This is a genomic window from Lactimicrobium sp. (assembly GCF_036453465.1).
Taxonomy (GTDB): domain Bacteria; phylum Bacillota_I; class Bacilli_A; order Erysipelotrichales; family Erysipelotrichaceae; genus Bulleidia.
The window spans coordinates 1-24,118 of the sequence record NZ_JAZHUW010000004.1 but is presented as its reverse complement, the minus strand read 5'-3'; the positions used below and the strand labels follow the sequence as shown (position 1 = coordinate 24,118).

Genomic DNA, 24,118 nt, shown 5'->3' with positions numbered 1-24,118 from the left:
GTAAGATCAGTTCAGATATTGAGCAGATCGCTGTAGGCAGCCAGAGCACCCTCTGTCTGATGGGCAAGTACCTTCTTGGCAAGCACTTTGCCAAGCTGTACGCCTTCCTGATCGAAGGAGTTGATATTCCAGGCAAAGCCCTGGAACATGACCTTGTTTTCAAAGTGGGCAAGCAGTGCACCCAGTGTGCGCGGTGTCAGCTGATCGCCGATAATGATGGAAGAAGGTCTGTTACCGGCAAATCTCTTGTTCGGATTTTCATCATCCTTGCCGGTTGCGAAGGCAACAATCTGGGCTGCCACATTGGCACACAGCTTTGCCTGGGATGTAGAGCCTTCAATGACATCATCCATGCCGCACTGGTTCTTGCGGAAGCCGACAAACTGCAGCGGAACAATGTTGGTTCCCTGATGAAGCAGCTGATAGAAGGAATGCTGGCCGTTTGTGCCTGGCTCACCAAAGAGAATCGGGCCGGTCTTATAATTCATTGCTTCACCGAAGCGGTTGACAGACTTGCCATTGGATTCCATGTCAAGCTGCTGCAGATGTGCCGGGAATCTGCTCAGTGCCTGTGAATACGGCAGAACAGCCGTGCACTCATAGTTCAGAACATTTCTTTCATAGACACCAATCAGGGCATCCAGCATAGCTGGGTTCTTACGGATATCTGTTTCCTTTGCTGTCTTATCTTCAGCTGCCATGCCTTCCAGGAATTCTGCGAAGGTTTCCGGGCCAAAGGCAAGGGAAAGAACAGCACCGCCCACAGCACTGGAGGAAGAATATCTGCCGCCGATATAATTATCCATATAGAAAGCATCCAGATAGCCTTCGTTGTGAGCCAGCGGAGAAGCTTCGGAAGTAACAGCAATCATATGCTTGGAAGGATCAAGACCTTCCTTCTTCAGAGCATTCTTGACAAATGTCTCATTTGTCAATGTCTCCAGCGTTGTGCCGCTCTTGGAAACAAGAATGAACAAAGCATGGGCAACATCTGTGCTGTTCAAAACAGCTGCAGCATCATCCGGATCAACATTGGAGATGAACTTTGCATTCATCTTCAGTTTGCCGTTAGCCTTTGCCCAGTTTTCCAGAGCCAGATACATGGCTCTTGGGCCAAGATCAGATCCACCGATACCAATCTGGACAACGGTTGTGAGCTTTTCACCCTTTTCATTGGCGATTTCACCACTGTATACCTTCTTGGCAAAGGCAGCGATGCGGTTCTGCTGCTCTACATAGAACTCTCTCTTGTTCTGACCATCTGCAATGACATCATTGCCAAGCTGGCCTCTGCACAGATGATGCAGTACATATCTCTTTTCACCGGTATTGACCATGCCGCCGTTGTAGAGCTCAGCAAACTTGTCTTCCAGCTGTGCCTCATCTGCCAGCTTCTGCAAAGCTGCAAGCACATCATCATTGACTGCCTTGGCTGCAAAGTTGTAGCTCAGGCCCTCGGCCATCGGTACAGAATAGTTTCTGACTCTTTCAGCGCCCTTGTCACCGCTCATTTCTGCCTTCAGATCAACATGAGGCAGATCTTCCAATGCTTTGAAAGATGCCAGTGTATCAAGGTTTTTCCAGTTAATCATGTTTCAGCTCCTCCTCATTAAGCACCTATATAATCATAGTATTTTAGCCCGGCTTGTCCACTTATTTTATGACAGTGTCGACATAGTTCTGCAGGCGGTTTCTCTGCTTTACAAAGATGATGCCATAGCTGTAATCGATCCATCCGTGCTTCTTGAAATCAGCAAGAATCCGGCTGACGGTCACCCGGTTCATGCCTGATTCTGCCGCGAGATGTTCATGTGTATACGGGATGGTACTGCTGTTTTCAGACAGTTCCAGCAATAAATCTGCCAGAGCATGGGGTGCATCTAGAAAGGTTGCACGCATGATTTTTCTCATCAGAACATTGCACGTCCCACTGAGATAGGCCAGCACCTGCTGCAGCAGTTTCCCATTCTGCATCAATACCGGCACCATTCTGGCCGCATCTGTCACAAGGATTTCACTTGGCACAACTGCCTGGGCAGACACCATATATACCGCATTGGGAATTAAGGAAGCATCGCCGAAGATTCTTCCCTTGCGCAGCACTTCCATATTCACCTCACTGCCATTGCCTGAAATTGCATAGATGCGCACTCTTCCTGACATCACGACATAGATATGATCCGCCTTTTCCTGCTGCAGATAGACCGGTTCATTTTCAGCAAAGTTCCGGACATCACCGCATTTGCGCAGTTCTTCAAAGTAATTTTCATCAATCAGTGGATTCATATCTAAAATGTAGCACAGACTACAGTTGCAATCCAGATTTTCTGTCAGAATGCTTCCTGTCAAAAGGAGGATGAAGAGATGAGAAAGATTGTAGTGACAGTAATTGGAACAGCTTTGACAGCAATGGCATTCGGCATGTTTATTCTGCCTGCAGGGATTGCCTGCGGCGGCATGACCGGCCTTGCCCTTGTGATTGCCCATCTGACATCACTGCCTCTGCACAGTGTGGTACTGGCTGTGAATGTGGCCTTCTTTCTGATTGGCAGAATCGTACTTGGCAGATCCTTTGCCATGCACACACTGCTTTCTGTCATCTGCTTCACACCATTCCTGACCCTGTTCTCCTGTTTACCGATTGTTCTGCCAGACTGGATGAGTGCTCTTTACGGCGGCATTCTGCTGGGAATCGGCTCTGCCATGATCCTTTCCGCTGGTGCAAGTTCCGGTGGATTTGATGTCCTTGGCACCATCGTCTGGAGAATGTCCGGCCACTCCCCGACCATGATCATGTATGGTCTGGATGCCGTCATCATGTGTGCCAATGCTGAGAATCTGAACAAACTGCTGCCAGGTATTCTTGTCAGCATCACTGCATGGGCTGTTTCTACCATCATTCTGCATGTCTTCAGTGAAAACAGAGCATATGCAGGACATGCTCTGTTAAACTCCAGAGGAATCTGAAGACTGGTTTTGATCAGGCATATTTCCAGGCATGCCGCCACCCGGACTGCCGCCGCCCATATTGCGGCTGTTAATCGTACCAACAGTATTTTCACCTGATGCCAGCGTGAGTGAGCCAATCAGGTCATCTCCCTGATAGACACTGTATGTACTGCCTGTCTCCAGGGCATCACTTGTAAAACTGACGGCAGCATAGGTCTTTGTGGAAGCATAGCGCAGAATCTCATTGCCGGATGCATCTTTGACAACAATATCTTCACCATTGGAAGTAACGCCTGCCACAATGGTAGCAAGGCTGGAGGAATCAGAAGGCACCTGCAGCATGCCGGAAGATCCTCCGGCAATCAGTGTGCCGCTGCTGACGGTAAAGGTACCGGCATAATCAATGGCACCATTGCCATCATCCTGAGGGCCATAGACAGTGACACTGCCGCCCGTCATTTCGCCGCTGCCATTGAGATCAATGCCATCACCGCCGGCATCAATCACAACCGTCCCACCTTCGATCGACAGCCAGCTGTCATCTGCCTGCATATCATTAGATGTACCAGAGGAAGTATTGATGCCATCATCCGAGGACACAATATTGATCGTGCCATCTGTAATGGTAAGATTCTCTGCTTCCAGCCCTTCATAGCTGGAGGTGATATTGATCGTACCGCCATTGATCGTCAGATCTGTGTCACTGTGCACACCATCATCCCCACAGGCAATTTCAAGATCACTGTCAAGGGTGATACTGCCAGCGGCATGTACCGCATCATCACTGGCATTCAGATGCAATGCAGAATCAGACACTGCAATGTCACCATCTGCCTTCAGGCCATGGCTGCTGGAGGCATCTTCATCATCAGAAGAAGACATCAGAGAAAGATTTGTGCCGGCAGATACTGTCAGTGTACTGCTGTTGATATCAAGATCTTTTTCGGCCTGGATGCCATCATCATCGGCTGTGATTGTCACGGTATCATCGTTCAGTGTGATGGTTCCTTCACCTTCATCATTGCCCGCTTTGATGCCATCAGATCCCGCATCCACTGTGATCACGGCATTGTCCGCTTCCACCAGTTCATGTCCCTGGATGCCATCATCACCGGCATTCAGATTCAATGTCACTTCACTGATGGAAATACTGTCATTGCCATGAATGGCATCGCCACCCCCGCTGATGGTGAGCGTACCGCTGCCATTGAAAGTCAGATCATCCTTGCTGTAAACAGCCGCATCATGACCATCACTGTCGGTACCGCTGGATACAATATCATTTTCGCTGTCTTCACTGGCTGTGATCACGGTTTCATCTGCCTGAGACACAATGATGGCCGGTCCTGATGAGGAAGTCAGTGAGATGCCATCCAGCACCAGGACAACTTCTCCTTTGGATGCAGTATTGACAATCAGCTGTCCATCCTGCAGAGAACCTGAGATCGTATATGTTCCAGGCATTGAAATCGTAATGACGGAACCAGCAATGGCAACACCGGCAGATGCGGTGGTTGAGCAGCCATCATCTGATAATACGATGTCTGCCTGAATGCCGGAAGCTGCTGTGCTGGAAGCAGTGCTTACAGAAGTACAGCCTGCCAGCAGGCCGGCAGCACTCAGAATCACAATCTTTTTTCTATTCATATTACAGTTCGTTGACGCTGTCAGAATGCAGGCTGAGTCTTACCAGCAGATTGCCATTGCGGGTTCTGATGGCATTGATCATCTCCTGTTCCTTTCCAGAATCCTTCAGTACAGCTGTGTAGTGCAGCTCATACAGCATGCCCATGCGCACGGTTCTGACATCCTGCAGTACTGCTGATCTGGTATAGGTATCGAAGATATCATGGAAGGCATCGGCATAATTGAGATCTTCCGGAATCTGGATGGTGATATAGCGCTGCTGAGCATCTGGCTGCAGGAATGGAAAGTGAATGGCAAGCAGGCCGGCGGCACAGGCAATGGCTGTGATGACAAAAGCGAAGGTCACATAGCCCATGCCGCACGCAAGACCTGCTGCGACCGTCAGGAAGATCACGCCGATATCGCTTGCCTTGCCGGGAACAGAACGGAAGCGGACAAGTGAGAAACTGCCGGCAACGGCTACACCGACGCCAAGGTTGCCATTGACCAGAATAATGACGGCCATGACTAACAGCGGCATTAAGATGACGGTTACAGAAAAGGCACGGGAGATGTTGGCATAGTGATGATAGAGAATGCCGATCAGCAGGCCGCAGGCAAGTGCCCCGCCGGCACAGATAGCAATCTGGGCAAAGGTCATACCGGAAACGGCACCGGTTAATACTGAGCTGAACATAGGTTTGTCTCCTTTGTATGGTAATTGATCTGCTGAGCTTGCAGCGGTGTTTTATATTGGTTTAGCTGGATAAAGATTTCACCGTATTTGGAAAAGCTGGATGGATACAGGTGCAATGCGGTTAATGCCTGCACCAGCCAGAGAGGATAACTGCCGGCCAGTTTGATTTCCATAAGTACCTGGGGTGCATGCAGCAGATGGTGGGAAGGCCCCACCTCATAAAGGGAAAGCTGACTGGTGCGGAAGGTCAGATTGCGGTCCATGGTCAGCCGCAGCATGCCGGTTTCATCAGTGAATGCCTGGCGGTCATAGGCTACAAATACAGCCGGAGAAAGATCATATCTGGCTGCACTGCTGGCAATCTCTTGGCCAATCTGGGATGAGGGCAGATGGGCAAAGACATCGGTGTCTTCGATGCCTTTCTGATACAAGATGGCGGTTCTGCGCTTCTGGCCAAGCCCATGGAACTTCTTCTTGATTTCCACATAGACAGGTTTTCCTTCAACAGGATCTCCATAACTGCGCAGCCGCAGCTTTTCCCTGTACATGGGATGGGCTAGACAGTTGGCAATCATGGCATAGCTGTCTGTATCATAGTAAAGAGAATGCAGTGTATAGGTGGGATAGACATCGGGAACGATGTATGGCTCCACCCTTTTCAGAAATGCCTGGGCCTGTTCTTCACTCAGGTCAAATTTTTCTTCGGTACGAAGAAATGTTTCTGTTTCCTTCATCATCTTCTCCTCCTTGCACCAGAATGATAGGTAAAGTTTTTGTTAACTATCTGGTGAGAACGTGAAGATTGTCTGAAGTCACATTTGTGCCATGATATCATGGCTGTATCAAGAGAGGGTCTCATACGCAATGCGTCATTTTTATCTGAAATATTTTTGTGTCTTTTGTGCACTTGCACTTTTGCTGTCTGGCTGCGGGCCGGCTGCCTCTGCTGTTACATCTTCTGCCGTTTCTTCCTCTGTTTCTTCTTCATCTTCATCTTTTTTGCCATCTGCTGCCCCTTCTGTTTCCCCGTCCGTCTCACCATCTCCTTCTGCTGCCATTGCCGTGCAGGATGGAGACAATGCCGGCTTTGAAGCAGTGATGCTGGATGTGCATCAGGGTCTTTCCATCTTTGTGGAAGCGGATGGACATACACTGCTGTTTGATGGCGGACCGCGCAGCCGATCATCATATGTCGTTGCCTGGCTCAAACAGCACAATATCACCTCGCTGGATTATATGATTGCGTCCCACTACGATGAAGATCACATCGCAGGTCTGGTTGGTGTACTGCATACAACTGCTGTAAATACCCTTCTGTGTCCGGACACAACATCCGATTCCAAAATCTACAATTCTTTTGTGCAGGCATCACAGGATGTTAATACAGTGCATCCGGAAGCAGGACAGGCCTATGCGCTTGGCAATGCCAGCTTTCAGGTTCTTGGTCCGATTGATATGTCTCTGCCTTCCGACAACAACAAACCCATTGCCGTCCGGATTGCCTATGGCAATTTCTCCATGATCATCACAGGCGATGCCGAAAGTGAAGAGGAAGCAGACTTTGTCTCCTCCGGCTATACGCTAAAATCCGATCTGTACGTGGCTGGCCACCATGGCTCTGCCTCATCCAGTTCTGATGCCTTTGTCAGTGCCGTTTCTCCTTCATATGTCTGGATCAGCTGCGGTAAAGGAAACAGCTACGGCCATCCCTCAAAGGAAGCATTACAGGTATTTAAAAATCATAATGCGCAGATCTTCCGCAGTGATGATCAGGGAGAAGTGACAGTTTTCAGCAATGGTACAAACTACTGGTTTTCATGTGATCCCGATTCCAACTGGACACCGGGACAGACAGAAGCAGAACCGGCCCAGAACACTCAGGCTGCCCAGGCAAACTCGTCCACAGATGGAGAATCCTACTATATCCTGAATACCTCCACCAAGAAGTTTCATCGGCCGGGATGTTCTGCTGTCAAAAAGATGAAGGAGAAAAACAAGCAGGAAAGCAGCCAGAGCCGGGATGAACTGATTCAGATGGGTTATTCGCCCTGTGCCATCTGCAATCCCTGAATCCTGATGGCATTGAAAAATTAGTCTTGCATCAGACGTAGGCTTATGTTACTATCAATGAGCACCATTTGTGTGGCGAGTTGGTGAAGCGGCTTAACACACCGCCCTTTCACGGCGGCATTCACGGGTCCGAATCCCGTACTCGTCACCATTTTTTATAGGGGTATCGTACAATGGTAGTACATCGGTCTCCAAAACCGTTGATGGGAGTTCGATTCTCTCTACCCCTGCTAATGAGAAGGCATTGAACTGGTGCCTTCTCATTTTAGTTTGTAAGATACAGATGGCAGATGTACCACGGCATCCTGTCATCATGCAAGATCATAGAAACGGTGGATTCTCACTTCGCACTCAACTGTCTTTTGAGAATCTGCCTGTGAGGTAATAAAACAATGCAGAAACAGCCTGTCAGAGGGAATCTCTCTGACTTTATCAAAGCGAACATGGGTTCACAGTTTGTGATTCCTGTGTATCAGCGCAACTATGCGTGGAATCCCGAAAAGGAAACAGCACGCTTTATGAATGACATCCAGGATCTTCTGGTGCAGAACACAGCATCCCATTTTCTTGGCATTGTCATTTATCTTGAAACAAGTGCTTCCGGTGTATTCCGGCAATTGCAGATTGTGGATGGACAGCAGCGTCTTACTACTGTTTTCATCTTTCTGCTTGCCTTGAAAAAGGAAGCTCTTAACAGAAATGACACAGAAACAGCCGGCATCATTGATGACTATTATTTATTCAATATGCATGCACCGGAGAGTATCCGTCTGCGCCTGAAGCCGGCCGTATCGAGTGATGATGTCTATGCACAGCTTATCTATGGCAATGATAAAAACCTGAGTGTTCATGACAAGGAAACATTTGTTTTCCGCAACTACGATTATATCTGCCGCCGGATCCATAAGCTGGCAGAGACATATTCCCTGCAGCAGATTCTTGGCACACTGTACCGGATTGATATCCTGGAGTTTCCCCTTTCCGGCAGTGACAATGCCCAGCAGATCTTTGAATCCATCAATGCAGCGGGTGCCCCGCTGACTTCGGCGGATCTGATCCGCAATTATATTCTGATGAATCATCCTGATGATCTGCAGGAGCGGCTGTACCGGATGTACTGGCAGCCTCTGGAAGAACAGTTTACCGATTCCAGACGTCTGGAAGAATTCTTCCGGTATTATCTGGCGGCCAGAACATACAGCCTGCTGGCCAGGAAAGATATCTATGAAGGCTTCAAGCAGTACTGGGGGAGCCAGCATGCGTCCAGTGAAGCCCTGCTGCAGCAGATCAATCAATATGCGGGTTATTATGCACGGATCTATCATGGTAAAATGGAAGGAAAATCTGCCGAGGCTGCCTGTGCTGACTTTCGGATTTCAGCTTCCCGGCTGCCTGCCCCCTTTCTGATGGAGGCTGCCCGTCTGTATCTTCAAAAGCAGATTTCTGAAACGGCTTTTGCCAGCACGGTACGTCTGATCGATTCCTATTTAACCAGAAGAGCACTGTGCGGAATGGACAATTCTCAGCTGGGAAGATATTTTCCGATTCTGCTGCGCAGCGTCATGCGCAGTTTTGAAAGAAGCCATGGTGACTTTCATGCCATCACTGTCAATGATCTGGTAACGTACAACCGTTCCAATGCCAATGCCATGCCAACGGATGAACAGCTGCGGATGCAGCTGAAGGAAGTCAATGCCTATTCACTGATGATCCTGCGGCCGGTATTGGAGCGCATTGAACAGGATGGTGCCAGTGCAAAAGTAGATACTTCCAATCTGAACATTGAGCATATCATGCCGCAGCATCCCAATGCCTGGTGGGAAAAGCATGCCGGCACTGCCAATGATGATGAATATGCATTTTATGCCAATCTGATCGGCAATCTGACCCTCTGTGCACAGGATGACAATACCCTGATGGGCAATGAAGACTTTGCCTATAAAAAGAAGGTTCTTGCCAAAACGATGCATATCCGCATGAATACGGAAATTCTGCAGTGCAGAACATGGAACAAGGATACAATTGTGAAACGGTGTGATGAGATGGCCAATCGCATTATTGCAATCTATCCGTATGAAGAGGAAAATGTACGGCAGGAAGAACGCACACAGGATGACATTCTGGTGCTTTCTTCTCCCAGCGCCAATGCCAGAGCAATCTTTCACAACAGTATGAATATTGAAATTCTGCCAGGGTCCCTCTTCAAGGCATATGGGCAGCGGGATATGCGCCGCATGCACAGAATCTATGATGATTTTATGGCCAGAGGTGTTGTCAGTGAAGATGCCAGCGGCATGGCTCATTTTGTGCAGAATGCAAAATTTGCCAGTCTGAATGAAGCCGCTCAGTTTCTGATGCACAGAGGCGGTGAGAATACAGCATCCTGGACGTATGAAGACGGCCGCCGCATCGGCGGTACATCCAGACAGCTTATGGAAGCAGTAAAACGGAAAAAGGAGGTAACAAATACGGAAGAAATACAGAAGAAACAGCATTCTGAAAAGCAGGAACATAAGCCTGCCAGAAAGCCTGTGCGCCACAGCAGCCATGCTGGCACACACAGCAGCGTACAGCATACAGAAAAGAAAACAGGTTCCCACAAGGCAAAACCTGTTAATACGCATGCAGCAGTGAAAGGAAAAAGCAGCACGGTACATGCACATGCAGCAAATAAACCTGCTGGCAAAGCAGTACACGCTGCTGGTGCAAAGCACAGACCTGCCGGCATGAAAGCAGCAGGTGCTGCAAAGCCATCTAACAGAAGGAACAGCCAGGCTGGCAGAAAAGCGAGAAATCATTCTTCTTCCCGCCGCCGGAACAGCCGCGGCTTTGCACCGCAGTCTGCTCATTCCATGAGTGAAAAGCAGACGGTAACCATTACAAGGTTTGCCGGTCAGGGAAACTGATCAATCGTGCAGACTGTACCAGTCAAGATATGTTTTGAAAGCTGAAGGAACGGCAAGATCTGCCAGTTCCTTTTTTGTGGCCAGAGTCCAGTCATCCCTCAGGGTAAGATCTGTCTCAGCACACATGACTTCATAGGCATGCATATGCCATTCCAGATGTGTGAAAATATGTTTTGCCTCAGGCAGAGTGCGGATATGCAGCGGCACAAGGCCAAGCTTTTCCACCTGTCTGAGCACGGCTTTTTCATCCTGAAAGCCATTAATGCCAGGAAATTCATACAGGCCGGCAAGCAGTCCCCTGCCGGGACGTTTATGCAGAAGAAATGACTTTCCGTCACGAATGATATACAAAGTGCGTTCTACGATCTTTCTCTGCCCGAGTGCTGAGCGCACCGGTATCCTGTCCCAGCTGCCATGACAGCAGGCAAGACATTCTGCAGAAAGCGGACACTGGCTGCAGGCAGGTGTGCCATTGGGAATACACAGTGTCTCGCCCAGCTCCATCAGTCCCTGATTAAACGCTTTGACAAAAGACGGATCATGTTTCTGAGAAAAGATATTTTTGACAATCTGTTCTGCTTCCTGATGGACAGATGGCAGCCTGACATCGGCTGTATTTTCACCATAGCGGGATAATACGCGCAGTACGTTGCCATCAACCGCAGGAACCGCAATACCAAAACTGATGGAGGCAATAGCACCGGCTGTGTATGGACCGATCCCAGGCAGATGCAGCAGGGCATCATAGTCTGCCGGCAGTCTGCCCTGGTATTCCTTCATCAGTACAATGGCACACTTCTTCAGATTTCTGGCCCTGGCATAGTAGCCAAGTCCTTCCCAGAGCTTCATCAGCTTATCTTCAGGGCATTCTGCAAGGGAAGCAATATCCGGCAGCTCCTGCATGAAGCGCTCATATTTTGGTTTCACAGCTTCAATTCTTGTCTGCTGCAGCATGATTTCACTCACCCATACATGATAGGGACTGCCAGTATCACGCCATGGCAGATCCCGTTTGTGATCTTGATACCAGGCTGCCAACAGAACAGCATCATTCAGATTCATTTCACGCATGGTTCTATTGTAGCAGACCTGCTTTTAACTTGAGGTTTCCAAGCTTTGATATTTCAGCTATAATTAATGCATACGCAGACGTAATTCAATGGTAGAATGTCAGCTTCCCAAGCTGAATACGCGGGTCCGATTCCCGTCGTCTGCTCCATCACAAGCTGGATCATGATGCACTTCATGATCTAGTTTTTTTCTTGTTTTTCCAAACAAAAAACCGCATCTGCGGTTTGTATTTGATTCACTTTTCAGCCATTCCTTTTCTGCTGATGGGATGACATCCCATAGCTGACCACAGCCAGAATCAGTGTGGCAGAGGTTGCGGCCAGCAGTGCCTTTTCGGTAGGCTTCAGTTTGTTCCAGCTGATCTTTGCCAGTTCACTGACGGCATCGATAATAATCTTCATTTGCACTTCCTCCTTCAGGACATCTGCCTTCTGGCATTATCATAGCGGGACTGTGCAGTGTTTGCAATCGGCTATCTGGATGTAACTGTCTGCTTTGTATACACTTTGAAAAAGCTGTAATCTTTCCGCTTATTGTTTTGGCTCTCTGCCTTTGCCATAGATGACAACCGCCAGAAAACCAGGGCCGATGTGTCCCATGATCACCGGGCCAAGCCGATACAGGTTCACATTTTTCAGATCAGGATACGCTGCCATGAATTCCTGCTTGAATGCCTCACCATCTTCTTTTTCACCCGAGAAAAGAACGGCGGTTTCATGTAAGGGTGTCTCATCTGTCATGGATTTGCCGACATCCTCGATCAGTGTATGCAGGCACTTCTGTCTGCCTCTGATCTTGTTATAGGCAACCAGCTTTCCTTCATCATCAACGATGATCAGCGGCTTGATCGAAAGCAGAGAGCCGACAATGGCAGACGCATTGGAGAGCCTGCCGCCGCGGCGCAGCCATTTGAGATCATTGACCATGAAACGGCCGACAAAGTTATTCTTGTTTGCCTCAATCCAGCTGACAACCTCATCAAAGTCTTTTCCACTTTCATGCATGGCAGCAGCTTCCTTGACAAGCAGGCCAAGGATCAGTGTCACCGCATTGGTATCAATGACCGCAAGCTTTCTGTCCGGATATTTCTCCTGCAGATCACGGGATGCCATGACCGCATTGGAGAATGAGGAGGAAAGTGCCTTTGTCATATCAAGGAAAATAATATCTTTTCCCTGCTGCAGAATCTTCTCAAAGAACTGTTCATAGGCATATACAGAAATGGCAGCAGTGGAAACTGCTTTATCCTGTTTCATCTGATCCAGAATAAATTCTTTGGTTTTTTCCGTGCAGTCATCATTGTAAGAATGATCATCGATAATAAATGTATATGGAATAAATGGTACCTGATGTTCATCAAGCCAGGTGCGGTCCAGATCACAGGTTGATGCTGTTGCAATCACATAATCACGCATGGTTAACTCCCCTTTTTGCAAGACGTAGGTATTTTACCATGGCACACAAAGAAAAAACAGGGCTCTTAAAAGCCTCTGTTTATGCCTGAGCACCTTTGCGCAGGGGATGAATTCTTGCCAGAACCATCTTAGCAATGATGCCTGTGATAATTCCCATCGGGATCGATGCCAGCAGCAGATATGGCAGCAGCACGGCAATTCCCGGCTGCATATAGAACAGCGCCACAATGATCACCTGTCCGCAGGAATGGGCAATGGCACACAGGATTGATGTAAATAGCAGCGATGCATGGAAATGATCCAGGATAATCAGGACAATGCTGGATAAAACAACACCGCCCAGTGAGATCCAGAATACAGAGCCAAAGATGGTTCCCTGCATCAAAGTGGAAATGACAACCCGCATGGTATTGACGATGATCATGTCCTTGACGCCGAGAAGCTTGATGGTGATCAGGGCAATGATATTGGCAAGGCCAATCCGCAGTATGCCAAACAGCAGCGGTCCGATAAAGATGGATTCTACCAGGGACAGGGTGATCGCCATGGCAGACAGCAGAGCCAGCCAGACAAAGTGCTTTGTCTTGTTATTTGTCATTTGCTGGAAGAGCCCTCCTGTACAACAACAATATTGTTTGGCAGACAGGTGATGGGAAGATATTCACCCGGTCCAACCCAGCCCATCTGATGGCAGATATGATTCGGGCACTCTTCATTGGTCACATGCCATTTGTCATCCTTTACTTCCACATCCAGAGTGCCATAGTCACCCTTCACGGTATAGACAGCATCCTTGGCCGGATCAAACTCTTTTACAATCTGATCACGGTAATAAATTGCCACCGTTACACCAGATCCGGCATTTTTCTTCTGTATCACTTTGATCACAGCCAGTGCTGCCACTGCCACAAGTGCAATGACAATCAGTATCTTAATTTCTTTTTTCTTCATATCCTGCTAAATATCCCACATCAGGCAGAAAGCCCGACATGTTCCATATTCTAGCATCTTCCATCAGTCTTTCCAAATTTCCAGCTTAATCTCCAGCTGTATATGTGACCCATTCACCGCCGTCATCCGCAATCCACTTCTCACTGCCGATACAGTACCACGTATAGCTGCCATCGGTTTTGGTCTCATACACATCATACTGATCATCCTTCTGCACAATGCCAAGCACACCGGCATCCGTATTCGGCTCGGTTCTGATCTTGATCGTATCTGCCGTAATAACAGCTTTGCCAATCGGCTGGCCATCAGCTCTGGCCGTTTCGCTGGCAGCCTGCGCACTGGCAGATGCCGTGGCACTGGCCGTTGGCGTAGAAGCAGCAGCCGTTTTTGTCTGTTTTCTGGACGCAACCGCCACAATACTGACAACCAGCACAATCACAACAAGTGCACTCAGAATCATGATCAGCAGCCGTGTCATCGGCGGGAAACGCTTCAGCAGGTGTTCCAGATTCACACCAGCATGTTCACTCTTCTTTGACTCTTTCCTGCTTTCCGTTTTCTTCTTCTGGCTTTCTGTTTTCTTTTTCTGTGTCTTCTTACGCGGCTGTTTCCTGACAGGCTCCTGTTCTGTATCATCTTCCCTTTCACGCTGCACAGTGCGATGATTTCCCGTCAACGGAAACAGTTTGGTTGTATTTTCATTGCCATCCGGTGCCCAGTCCAGTGTCTGGTTTTTTTCTTCCGGCTCATCAACAATCGTAAAATCCGTAGTGCCGCACACCGGACATTTATCCTTGGACATTGGAACACGGGTGCCGCACCCTCTGCAGACTTTATATTTCATACTTCTCACTTGCCTCTCGTGTTTATTGTACCTTTTTGCGGCCTAAAAAAAACAGAGAATCTCACTTCCCTGCTTTGGCAGCGACAATCGCATCCATTGCCTCTACATAACCTGCCAGGCCATGTCCTTTGATCTGGGTGAGGCAATAAGGAGCGGCATAGCTGTGATGGCGGAATTCTTCCCGGCTGTTGATATCACTGATATGAACCTCCACAACTGGAATCGGCGCAATGGCTTTGACCGCATCTGCAATCGCAATGCTGGTGTGCGTATAGGCACCCGGATTCATCACGACACCGTCATAGCCATTGAAATAGGCTTCCTGAATCCAGTCAACCAGATCTCCTTCATGATTGGACTGCCGGCAGTCCACTTCAATCTTTCTCTTTTCAGCTTCCTGCTTGATCATCTCGATCATACACTGATATGACACAGTTCCATAAATTCCTTTTTCACGGATGCCGACCATATTCAGATTCGGCCCATTCAGCACCATCAGTTTCATTTCTTTTCTTCTCCCTTTTCCTGATCCTTGTTAAAGGCTCTGCGCCGCTTCGTTGCAAGGATGAGCTTCTGTTTCATGCGATCATAGTCCTCATCCTGTATCAGTTTTTCAAAAGACTTCATCTCTGCGACAAAGGCATCAATCTCACGGCTCAGATTGTCCTTGTTCAGTACAAACAATTCCGGCCACAGCTCTTCATTGATATTGGCAATCCTGGTCAGATCACGGAAAGAATCTCCCGTATAGGCTGCCAGATGGGTATTGTCTGCGACATTCATCAAAGACACGGCAATGACATGAGTCAGCTGTGACAGAAAGCCGATCATGCGGTCATGTTCTTCCGGTGAAAGTTCGCCAATGCGTGAAAAACCAAGAATTTCAGCCAGCTGATGTGCCGTGGCAACTGCCTCAGGCGTATTCTGCTTAGTGGGCACGATGATAAAGTTAGCACCCAGGAAACGCTTTTCATCCGCATAGGCAAGACCGCGGCTCTCTCTGCCAGCCATCGGATGGCAGGCAATGTATTCAACATCGCTGCGCAGCTGCTGGTTGACTTCCTGCATGACCTCACGCTTGACACCGGTCACATCACTGAGCAGAGATCCTGGTTTCAATACATCCTGATGTTCTTTAATCCAGTTGATGAAGGTATGAGGATAGAGACAGGATACGACAATATCACAGTCGGAAAGCACAGATGGATCGGTGCTTCCTTTGTTGATCCAGCCATTCTTCTGTGCTTCCTGCAGGGCGTTTGTATCAATATCGACAGCAATGACTTTGTAATGTTTTGCGGAAAGTGCCTTGGCATAGCTGCCGCCAAGGACACCTAAACCGATGATGCCAAATACAGTTGTCTCAGAAATCATAAGAAATTTGTGCTCCTGTACGGGCGAGGTCCTGATAGAAATCCGGATAGCTCTTGTTTACTGCCTGAGCATCCTCAATGATGATGGGATGCTGGCTGCAGGCACCAAGAATGCTTAAAGCCATCACAATGCGGTGGTCATTATGACCGCAGACCTCCACATTTCCATCAAGTACAGCCCCGCCATGTACGTATACTGTATCACCATCATCTTCCAGCATACAGCCAAGCTTTGCCATCTCCTGCTTCATGCAGGCAATCCGATCACTTTCCTTGATGCGCAGCCTGCCCGCATGCAGAAAGGTACTGTCTCCGTGCACACAGGCGGCCATGGCAAACTCCATCGGGCCAAGATCCGGACAGTCCCCCAGATCAATCACAGCGCCATGGGGATTGACGGCATGGATATGATAGCCATTTGGAATCTGAGTTACTTCTGCACCAAAAGCACGCATATGATCCAGGATCACATGGTCTCCCTGGTGAGAATCATGGTCCATGTTGAGAATATCTCCATCTTTGCCAGAGATCAGAGCAAGAGCCGCAAAGAAGGCTGCCTGGCTGTCATCGCCTGGCACCGTATATTCCGGCATGGCATAACACTGGTTTCCCGGAATGAAAAAGGTATTTCCCTGCCTGTTGATCCGGATGCCTGCTTTGTGCAGCATATCCAGGGTCAGACCGACATAGCTTTCAGATTCAAATGGTTCTGTAACAATGATCCTGCTGTCTTGTGATAACAGCGGCAGAGCAAACAGCAGGCCGCTGATAAACTGGCTGGAAACATCTCCTGCTACCTGATAGGTACCGGCAGACAGCGGTCCTTCAACATATAGAATGTCATCTTTCTTTGCAAAGTGCAGTCTTTGTTTTGCAAAGATGTCTGCATAGACAGACTGTGGCCGCTGCAGCAGACGGCCGTGTCCGGTAAATTCTGCCATCCCCTTGCAGGTGGCAAACAGCGGAATCAGAAAGCGGAGTGTACTGCCGGATTCACCGCAGTCAATGGGATCAGAAGGAATGCGTCCATGGGTGCACCCATGTACAATCCAGTCCTCTCCCTCTTTCGCAAAGGATGTGCCCCACATCTGCAATGCCTGCATGGTAGCGGCAATATCATTGTTATCAGCCACATGATGCAGACTGCAGGTTCTATCGCTCAGTCCGGCCGAAATCAGTGCACGGTGGGACAGTGATTTGCTGGCTGGCAGAGAAATGGAAAAGTCATGCAGGGATCCTTTTGATACTGATGCTTTCATCTGACTTTGCGGTCAACCGCTTCTGCAACTCTGCGGCAGCGCTGTACAAGGTGGGCAAACTTTTCCGGCTTGAGAGACTGGGCACCGTCGCTCCAGGCACATTCTGGATGATCATGTACTTCAATGATCAATCCATCGGCACCGGCTGCCACTGCTGCCAGTGATACTGCTTCGACATACTTCCAGTCTCCGGTGGAATGGGAAGGATCGATGACAATCGGCAGATGGGTCTTTTCCTTGATGATCGGAATGACTGCAAGATCCATCGTATTGCGGGTATATTTCTCAAATGTGCGGATACCTCTTTCACAGAGGATGACATTGGGATTGCCGCTTGCCATGATGTATTCAGCACTCATGATCCAGTCCTCAATGGTTGCGGACATGCCTCTTTTCAGCAGCACCGGCTTCTTCATTCTGCCGACTGCTTTAAGCAGATCGAAGTTCTGCATGTTTCTGGCACCGATCTGCACAAGATCAACATTTTCTTCGAATTCAGGAATATGTTCTGCACTCATCAGCTCAGATACAATCGGCAGACCGGTTTCTTCTCTGGCCTTGACCATATCAAGGATGCCTTCATAGCCAAGTCCCTGGAAAGAGTATGGTGATGTACGGGGCTTGTAGGCACCGCCGCGCAGAATACTTCCGCCTGCTTCCTTGACTTCTTTTGCAATACGGACAACCTGCTCTTCCCCTTCCACGGAGCAGGGGCCGCCCATGATCACAACCGGCTCATTGCCGCCGATGGGAATACCGGCCACGTTGACAATGGTATCCTGCGGATGGAACATGCGGTTGGCAAGCTTATAGGGGGCGGAAACTCTCTGTACATTCTCAACCCACTCGTTGGCCAGAATGTCACGCTCATCCAGATGGGCAGTATCGCCAACCAGGCCGAAGACATTGAAGTCTTCGCCAAGGATCATATTGACCCGCAGTCCCTTGCTTTCGAAATTGGCACGGATCTTCGCCACTTCCTGTTCAGGTGCATCTTTCTTTAATGTAATAATCATACTCTTTCTCCAATCTTCTTCAGAATCTGCTTTGCTGTATCTTCCAGAGTGCCATTGTTTGCCACCCGGATATCACTGTACATTTCATATAAGCCTTTGCGCTGCGCATACAGCTTTTTCAAAGAATCTTCGTCTGCACTCAGCGGACGGTCACTGCTTGGAAACAGATTGTTCCGCTGCAGCCACACAACAATGCCATGCTGAGACAGTACCTGCATGTTTTCATCCTGTTTGATAATGCCGCCCCCACAGGAGATGATCACACCTTCCTTTGCGGCAAGCTCTTTGGCAAGTTCAGTTTCCTTCATACGGAAATACGGTTCACCATGGGTCTCAAAGCATGTCCGGATGCTTGTGCCAAAGCGCTGTTCCAGAATGGTATCCGTGTCATACACCGGCTTCTTGCTCAGGGTGCCAAGCATGACAGCCACGCTGCTTTTGCCAGAGGTCGGCATGCCGATCAGCACGATATTGCGCCGCTGTCTCAGCAGTGTGCCAAGGCAGGCATCCACGGTTTCCTGCGGTACTGTTTGTCCGGTAAACAGGGCATCGGCTGCGGCTGCCTGATATACCAGCATGCCAAGCCCGCCTGCCCAGGGGATGCCTTTGCAGGAAGCCTGAAAGCACAGCTTTGTACGCAGGGGATTGGCAACCACATCCACAACCCCTTCCAGATGCTCAAAGGCATCCAGATCCACAGGTGTTTCATCCATATGGGGATACATACCAACCGGAGTTGCATTGATCAAAAAGGAATACTGGGCCTGCTGTTCGTAAAGCTGGCTGTAACTGATCATGCCATCATGGGGATGACGGGATACCATGACAGGTCTGCCGCCAAGCTGTGACACCCCGGCCATGACAGCTTTGGCAGCACCGCCGCTGCCAAGCACAGCTGCCTGTTTTCCTTTCATCTGCATGCCTGCTCTTGTGACAAGCTGCATAAAACCGTCACAGTCTGTGTTGCAACCGTATAAATGTCCATCACGGTTGATGATGCAGTTGACAGCACCGATTTCTTCTGCCGTTGAACTGATCTCATCCAGATACGGCATGACTTTTTCTTTGTAGGGAATTGTGACATTGATGCCGGTAAAGTCTTTTTTCTGCAGAAATGGAACCAGCTCCTCTTCGGATAGTTCCCAGTTTTCATAATGTTCATGGATCAGCATGTCATGGATCTGCCATGACCATGAATGTCCAAGTGTTTTTCCAATTAATCCAAGTTTCATCCGTGAAAATACTCCCTGCCAAACCGTTCCATCAGAAAGTCTGCCATCACCAGACATGTCACGCTGTCAACGACCACCCTTGCCCGGTGGATAATGGCTGGATCGTGGCGGCCATGAATCGAAATCTTCGTTTCTTCTCCGGTTACAAAGTTAATGGTCTTCTGTTCCTGGGCAATCGAAGGTGTCGGCTTGATCACGGTATGAAACACAACCGGCATGCCATTGGTGATACCACCGTTGATACCGCCGTTGTGGTTAGTGATCGTAGCAGCCTTTCCATCCTTCATGCAGAAGGCATCATTTGCCTGTGAACCTTTCATACCGGCAAAGCCAAAGCCTTCTCCAAAGCTGATGCCTTTGACAGCCGGAATGGAGAAGATGCCATGGGCAAGCTGGCTTTCGATGGAATCAAATTCAGGTTCGCCAAGTCCTGCCGGCAGATTGATCACGGCTGTTTCCAGGATGCCGCCAACAGAATCAAGCTGATTTCTGGCTGCTTCAATCTCAGCCTGCATGGCCTTTCCTGCTGTTTCATCCAGCACGGCAAACTGCTTTTTGTTTACGATTGCAATCTGCTCAGCAAGATGATTTTCATCAAAGGGAAGATCATCAATGCCGTGCAGCTGCTGAATATGGGAACCGCATTGGATGCCTTTTTCGGCAAGCATGTGCTGCACGATGGCACCGCAGGCTGTGATCGGTGCGGTCAGACGGCCGGAGAAATGGCCGCCCCCACGGGGATCTTCAAAGCCGTCATATTTGATGTGGCCGGCATAGTCAGCATGGCCGGGACGGGCCAGGTTCTGCAGCGATGAATAATCTTTGGAATGCACATTGCTGTTATCAATAACCAGGGCAATGGGCGTTCCCTCACTGTATCCATCTTTGACACCGGACAGGATATGAACCTGATCGGCTTCCTGTCTGGCTGTGGAAATGGTGCCGACTGCCCGGCGCAGCTGCATGCGTGATGCAATGTAATCTTCATCAATCTTCACACCGCCTGGAAGACCGTCCAGGACGGCACCGATTGCCGGTCCATGGCTTTCCCCAAACAGTGTGATTTTCAGATGTCTGCCAAAGGTATTACTCATGATGCAGCCTCTCTTTCAGTTTTGTCAGCGGCCAGTCTACCAGGTGGCCTTTGCCAATCTCATCAACCTGCACGATGGTGACATGGTCATGATCTGCTTTTTTATCATGGCATAGCAGTTCATAGACTGCATCAGGATCATACTGGCAGGATACCGGGCAGTCCATCCGTTCCAGTACTTTTTTCAGTCTGTCTTTCAGATCGGGATTGTTCATGATCATCAGCATGCCCATACCTACACACTCACCATGGTAGTAGCGGTCCAGTCCGAAATAGGATTCCAGGGCATGGCCATAGGTGTGACCGAAGTTCAGCAGTTTGCGGATACCGCCTTCCCTTTCATCCTGTTCGACAACATTTTTCTTGATCTGCAGACAGCGGGCGATGATTTCATCGATATGATCCAGATAATCATCTTTTTCAAAGATGGCAAACAGCTCCGGATCAAATGTCAGTCCTTCTTTGACGGCTTCTACCAGGCCGTTGTGCAGATGGCGCACAGGCAGTGTCTGCAGCAGGTCAGGATCTACCAGAACCAGATCCGGCTGCCAAAAAGCACCGACACTGTTTTTGACACCGGCGAAGTCAACTGCGGTTTTGCCGCCGATGGAGGAATCAATCATGGAAAGTGAAGTTGTTGGAATGTTGATATAGGTAATGCCGCGCATATAGGCTGCAGCCGCAAAGCCTGCCATATCGCCGGTTACCCCGCCGCCTAATGCAATTACCGTATCTTTTCTGCCAAGATCATGGGCCAGCATATCTTCAAGAATCTTCTGCCAGGTTGACAGGTTCTTGGACTGTTCACCATGTGGGAATACGTACATGGCAGCTTCGGGATACTGCTGCTGCAGTGTTTTGCGGAAAATCTCCGGCACACCGTCTTCTGAAACAAGATAGACATGGCCATGGCGGCCAATCAGGCTGTCTGCCTTGTTCAGCAGGCCGCGTTCCAGCATGACTGTATACTGTTTCTGTTTTGTCTTTACCTCGATCTGCATTGTTCCTCCTAGAAACGAAAAAGCCATACGGCATCATCCGTATGGCTTGTAAGATCTTGCTTTCCATCAGATAATGCCGGATTCATCACGAAACGGGCAATATCTTTCAATCGCCCGGGCTATCTAAAGTAATAAAAGCAAGTTCTGTATGTTTTGCTCATGGGCCAATTATAAGCCGGGCTTTCTGAAAAGGCAAACAGATATTTCTGAAACAATGTTACAAAGAAGCGGCACGGTAGGAGCCGAAGCTGCGAAGCTCCACACAGTACTTCTTCATTTCCTGCAGTGCTTCCTTAACGGCTGGATCTGCCGGTGTTCCCATGATATCGACATAGAACAGGTATTCAAACATCCTGCCGGGAATCGGCCGGCTTTCCAGCTTCACCATATTGATCTGTTTGTCTGCCAGTGAAGCAAGAGCACGGTACAGGGAGCCTGGTTCATGGTTAATGATCAGCATCAGGCTTGTCTTGTTGGCATCTGCAGGGACATAATCTTTCCATGTTACAACAAGAAAACGGGTCGTATTGGTCTTGGAATCCTGGATGGCATGGCAGAGAGCTGGTAAATGGTAATAGGCAGAGGCAGCCGAAGAGCCGATGGCAGCCTTTGATAGATCATTGCAGGCTTTGATATATTCTACGGACTTTGCGGTATCCTGATATGGAACAGCACGGATGTCCGGATGTGCCTCAAAGAAGCCCTGGCATTGGGATAATGCCTCCGGATGGGAATACACTTCTTTGATATCTGACAAAGATGCCCCGGGCAGAGTGATCAGATCCTGCACAATCGGCACAAGTACTTCACCTACGGCATGAACATGATAATACTTGAACAGATCATAGGTGCGGGCAATAATGCCGGTCGTTGTATTCTCCACAGGCAGTACAGCATCATCTAAGGCATGGCTTTCCAGATCCTGCATGATTTCCACAAAGTTCCTGTATCCCTTTGCAATGATGCCATCTTTGCCAAAATACTGATACACGGCCATCTCACTGAAAGTTCCGTGTGCGCCCTGCATGCCAACTGTCTTCATAGTGTCTCCTTTGAATGGATATAATGATAGTATGACAAAACCGCTTCTGCCAGCCTCAAAAAAAGCAAATGTGATTCTCTATGGCATGATTGCACCAATCATGACGGCACTGCCTCTTTTGATCAGCAATCCCATCAGATATAACTGGACAGGATTGTTACAGCTGCCTTCCTGGCGGCCGGTGATACTTGTCATCACCTGTCTGGACGGTCTGCTATGCCTGCATGCCATCCATCAGCTGCAGAAATACACCTTGATAAAACATGGAAAGATCATGACTATCATACTGGCAGTATTGATGGTCTCTGCCATCTGTATGCCATATTCCCTCTCTGCGATACTGCTGTCACAACTGCACATTCTTCTTGCCATGGCTGCATTTGTACTATTGCAGTATTTCCTTTTTACACTGCGGGTTCTAAGTGAAAAAGCATGGATGTGGTATCTTGCCTGTCTGTTTGCAGCAATATTGCTCATTGTCACATATGATGCCATTACCGGCCTGGCAGAGCTGTGTCTCTGCTTTGGGGTATGCGGCTTCTTTGCAATCTGTTTTGCATGCATTCAACAGAAGCTGTAATCAGGTCAGGAATTCCTGTTTTTTATCAGTTTTGTTACTGCTCAATTTTCTTTGTGTAACTGCATGCTGGATAATTGGAGCAGCCAAGGAAATCACCATACCTGCCATGTCTGACAATCAGCCTTCCTCCGCATCTCGGACATACGCCTTCCGCAATAGAAGCTTTCTTCTGATTAATTTCTTTGATGTGCTCTTTTCTGGTATCTGCATTGTCAACATTCCTGTCCTGCAGCAGTGATACGATCTGGCTCATTCTGGCAGAGTCCATCACCTTTTCAACGGAAAGCTTCCTGATGGTATCTTTCAGCGCACCCCATTTGACTACATTTGCCTGATCCAGTTTCACTTTCAGACTGGCATCACCAGGGAAGGTTACAATCGAAAAGATTGGAATCGAAGGATCCTGCAGCAGAGCCTCAATGGCTTTTACATGTCCGTAATTCTGATGAATTGGATTCATGAAGTGACTTTTCTTTCGATAGATTGTCTGCGTCCACTGGCTGCTGGTTTCTGTACCGGTAATCCAGCCGGTATAATTCTTGACTTCAATTGCAAATATTCCGTAGACAGATACAACAACATGATCAACCTGTGAGGTTCCCCGATCCGTTCTGAGCATGACATTATGAAGGACAGTATATTCTTCTTTTGGAAGACCGGAAAGAACAAGAGAGACCATTGCCTCTCCGGAAGTTCCCTTGATCACTGGTTTCAGCCGCCGCAGTATTTCTTCCAGCAAAAGAAGCACAATCAGAATCACTATCCATCGATACATATGAATCAACATCCTTCCCCATTATTCTGATAGAACCAGCATACCATTGCACTGCCCTGAAGCGATAGATCATTGATTTCATCAGATACAATTTATAGACAATATCCGTAGCAAATAAAAAAAGGGGCTGTAACGAATAAGATGATTTGACATAGTTTAGTCAATGAATCTTGGTGCTGCAGCGCCTTTTTTCTTTTGGCGTTGTTCATTTGTTAGTT

At 48.6% G+C, this 24,118-nt stretch carries 24 protein-coding genes and 3 tRNA genes; 7 read left to right on the top strand and 20 right to left on the bottom strand.

Going from position 1 to position 24,118, the window contains the following annotated elements:
• Positions 1-11: 11 nt before the first annotated feature.
• Together SOI44_RS01820 and SOI44_RS01815 are read right to left on the bottom strand one after the other, a co-directional pair.
• Positions 12-1,592, bottom strand: coding sequence for a glucose-6-phosphate isomerase (locus SOI44_RS01820; protein ID WP_331347543.1), 1,581 nt, complete (start codon positions 1,590-1,592; stop codon positions 12-14).
• A gap of 61 nt (positions 1,593-1,653) precedes the next feature.
• Positions 1,654-2,286: a Crp/Fnr family transcriptional regulator gene (locus SOI44_RS01815; RefSeq protein WP_331347542.1), complete on the bottom strand. Its 633-nt coding sequence runs from the start codon at positions 2,284-2,286 to the stop codon at positions 1,654-1,656.
• Positions 2,287-2,364: 78 nt separating this feature from the next.
• On the opposite strand from SOI44_RS01815, the gene SOI44_RS01810 reads away from it, so the two are divergent.
• Positions 2,365-2,967 carry a YitT family protein gene (locus tag SOI44_RS01810; protein WP_331347541.1) on the top strand — a complete coding sequence of 201 codons (603 nt, stop codon included), beginning with the start codon at positions 2,365-2,367 and terminating at the stop codon, positions 2,965-2,967.
• Here the strand turns inward: SOI44_RS01810 and SOI44_RS01805 are convergent.
• Genes SOI44_RS01805 through SOI44_RS01795 form a run of 3 tightly spaced genes read right to left on the bottom strand, consistent with a single transcriptional unit; the run spans position 2,947 to position 6,009 of the window.
• Positions 2,947-4,596, bottom strand: a complete 1,650-nt coding sequence (locus SOI44_RS01805; RefSeq protein WP_331347540.1) for a carbohydrate-binding domain-containing protein — start codon at positions 4,594-4,596, stop codon at positions 2,947-2,949. The genes SOI44_RS01810 and SOI44_RS01805 overlap by 21 nt on opposite strands.
• A 1-nt stretch (position 4,597) precedes the next feature.
• The gene (locus tag SOI44_RS01800; RefSeq protein WP_331347539.1) at positions 4,598-5,272 is read right to left on the bottom strand and encodes a DUF4956 domain-containing protein; all 675 of its coding nucleotides are present in this window, start codon (positions 5,270-5,272) and stop codon (positions 4,598-4,600) included.
• On the bottom strand, positions 5,254-6,009 hold the full coding sequence (locus SOI44_RS01795) for a polyphosphate polymerase domain-containing protein (protein WP_331347538.1): 756 nt from the start codon (positions 6,007-6,009) through the stop codon (positions 5,254-5,256). Before SOI44_RS01795 ends, SOI44_RS01800 begins: the two co-directional genes overlap by 19 nt.
• Positions 6,010-6,136: 127 nt before the next feature.
• Between SOI44_RS01795 and SOI44_RS01790 the strand changes: the two genes are divergently transcribed.
• The 4 genes from SOI44_RS01790 (at position 6,137) to SOI44_RS01775 (ending at position 10,248) form a co-directional block, all read left to right on the top strand.
• Positions 6,137-7,342 (top strand): ComEC/Rec2 family competence protein, encoded by a 1,206-nt coding sequence (locus SOI44_RS01790; protein WP_331347537.1) that lies wholly within the window; start codon positions 6,137-6,139, stop codon positions 7,340-7,342.
• A gap of 74 nt (positions 7,343-7,416) precedes the next feature.
• Positions 7,417-7,493 (top strand) — tRNA-Glu (locus SOI44_RS01785).
• An 8-nt stretch (positions 7,494-7,501) separates the two neighbouring features.
• Positions 7,502-7,572, top strand: a tRNA-Trp gene (locus SOI44_RS01780).
• A 162-nt stretch (positions 7,573-7,734) separates the two neighbouring features.
• On the top strand, positions 7,735-10,248 hold the full coding sequence (locus tag SOI44_RS01775) for a DUF262 domain-containing protein (protein WP_331347536.1): 2,514 nt from the start codon (positions 7,735-7,737) through the stop codon (positions 10,246-10,248).
• Here the strand turns inward: SOI44_RS01775 and SOI44_RS01770 are convergent, their stop codons facing one another.
• Positions 10,249-11,310, bottom strand: coding sequence for an A/G-specific adenine glycosylase (locus SOI44_RS01770; RefSeq protein ID WP_331347535.1), 1,062 nt, complete (start codon positions 11,308-11,310; stop codon positions 10,249-10,251). It abuts the gene before it with no gap.
• An 83-nt stretch (positions 11,311-11,393) separates the two neighbouring features.
• Here SOI44_RS01770 and SOI44_RS01765 point away from each other — a divergent pair.
• Positions 11,394-11,467: transfer RNA gene (locus SOI44_RS01765), tRNA-Gly, on the top strand.
• Positions 11,468-11,561: 94 nt separating this feature from the next.
• On the opposite strand, the gene SOI44_RS01760 is transcribed toward SOI44_RS01765, so the two are convergent.
• The 13 genes from SOI44_RS01760 to pheA form a co-directional block, all read right to left on the bottom strand.
• Positions 11,562-11,720 carry a hypothetical protein gene (locus SOI44_RS01760; RefSeq protein ID WP_331347534.1) on the bottom strand — a complete coding sequence of 53 codons (159 nt, stop codon included), beginning with the start codon at positions 11,718-11,720 and terminating at the stop codon, positions 11,562-11,564.
• Between the two features lie 129 nt (positions 11,721-11,849).
• Positions 11,850-12,734 (bottom strand): DegV family protein, encoded by an 885-nt coding sequence (locus tag SOI44_RS01755; protein ID WP_331347533.1) that lies wholly within the window; start codon positions 12,732-12,734, stop codon positions 11,850-11,852.
• A gap of 79 nt (positions 12,735-12,813) precedes the next feature.
• Positions 12,814-13,332, bottom strand: a complete 519-nt coding sequence (locus SOI44_RS01750) for a Gx transporter family protein (protein WP_331347532.1) — start codon at positions 13,330-13,332, stop codon at positions 12,814-12,816.
• On the bottom strand, positions 13,329-13,685 hold the full coding sequence (locus SOI44_RS01745; RefSeq protein WP_331347531.1) for a NusG domain II-containing protein: 357 nt from the start codon (positions 13,683-13,685) through the stop codon (positions 13,329-13,331). The genes SOI44_RS01750 and SOI44_RS01745 overlap by 4 nt, the downstream gene beginning before the upstream one ends.
• 85 nt (positions 13,686-13,770) lie before the next feature.
• Complete coding sequence (locus SOI44_RS01740; protein WP_331347530.1) at positions 13,771-14,529, bottom strand: hypothetical protein; 759 nt, start codon at positions 14,527-14,529, stop codon at positions 13,771-13,773.
• Positions 14,530-14,590: 61 nt separating this feature from the next.
• The gene (gene aroQ, locus SOI44_RS01735; RefSeq protein WP_331347529.1) at positions 14,591-15,034 is read right to left on the bottom strand and encodes a type II 3-dehydroquinate dehydratase; all 444 of its coding nucleotides are present in this window, start codon (positions 15,032-15,034) and stop codon (positions 14,591-14,593) included.
• On the bottom strand, positions 15,031-15,903 hold the full coding sequence (locus tag SOI44_RS01730; protein WP_331347528.1) for a prephenate dehydrogenase: 873 nt from the start codon (positions 15,901-15,903) through the stop codon (positions 15,031-15,033). The genes aroQ and SOI44_RS01730 overlap by 4 nt, the downstream gene beginning before the upstream one ends.
• Positions 15,893-17,161, bottom strand: coding sequence for a 3-phosphoshikimate 1-carboxyvinyltransferase (gene aroA / locus SOI44_RS01725; protein WP_331347527.1), 1,269 nt, complete (start codon positions 17,159-17,161; stop codon positions 15,893-15,895). The genes SOI44_RS01730 and aroA overlap by 11 nt, the downstream gene beginning before the upstream one ends.
• The gene (aroF, locus tag SOI44_RS01720; RefSeq protein ID WP_331347526.1) at positions 17,158-18,177 is read right to left on the bottom strand and encodes a 3-deoxy-7-phosphoheptulonate synthase; all 1,020 of its coding nucleotides are present in this window, start codon (positions 18,175-18,177) and stop codon (positions 17,158-17,160) included. The genes aroA and aroF overlap by 4 nt, the downstream gene beginning before the upstream one ends.
• Positions 18,174-19,409, bottom strand: a complete 1,236-nt coding sequence (locus SOI44_RS01715; protein ID WP_331347525.1) for a shikimate kinase — start codon at positions 19,407-19,409, stop codon at positions 18,174-18,176. The genes aroF and SOI44_RS01715 overlap by 4 nt, the downstream gene beginning before the upstream one ends.
• Positions 19,406-20,503 (bottom strand): chorismate synthase, encoded by a 1,098-nt coding sequence (gene aroC, locus SOI44_RS01710; RefSeq protein ID WP_331347524.1) that lies wholly within the window; start codon positions 20,501-20,503, stop codon positions 19,406-19,408. The genes SOI44_RS01715 and aroC overlap by 4 nt, the downstream gene beginning before the upstream one ends.
• Entirely contained in the window at positions 20,496-21,503 is a 1,008-nt protein-coding gene (aroB, locus tag SOI44_RS01705; RefSeq protein ID WP_331347523.1) for a 3-dehydroquinate synthase, read from the bottom strand. Before aroB ends, aroC begins: the two co-directional genes overlap by 8 nt.
• A gap of 217 nt (positions 21,504-21,720) precedes the next feature.
• Positions 21,721-22,545: a prephenate dehydratase gene (gene pheA, locus SOI44_RS01700; RefSeq protein WP_331347522.1), complete on the bottom strand. Its 825-nt coding sequence runs from the start codon at positions 22,543-22,545 to the stop codon at positions 21,721-21,723.
• Positions 22,546-22,576: 31 nt separating this feature from the next.
• On the opposite strand from pheA, the gene SOI44_RS01695 reads away from it, so the two are divergent.
• Positions 22,577-23,125 carry a hypothetical protein gene (locus SOI44_RS01695; RefSeq protein ID WP_331347521.1) on the top strand — a complete coding sequence of 183 codons (549 nt, stop codon included), beginning with the start codon at positions 22,577-22,579 and terminating at the stop codon, positions 23,123-23,125.
• 34 nt (positions 23,126-23,159) lie between these two features.
• Here SOI44_RS01695 and SOI44_RS01690 read toward each other — a convergent pair whose 3' ends face one another.
• Positions 23,160-23,900 carry a nuclease-related domain-containing protein gene (locus SOI44_RS01690; RefSeq protein ID WP_331347520.1) on the bottom strand — a complete coding sequence of 247 codons (741 nt, stop codon included), beginning with the start codon at positions 23,898-23,900 and terminating at the stop codon, positions 23,160-23,162.
• Between the last annotated feature and the right edge of the window lie 218 nt (positions 23,901-24,118).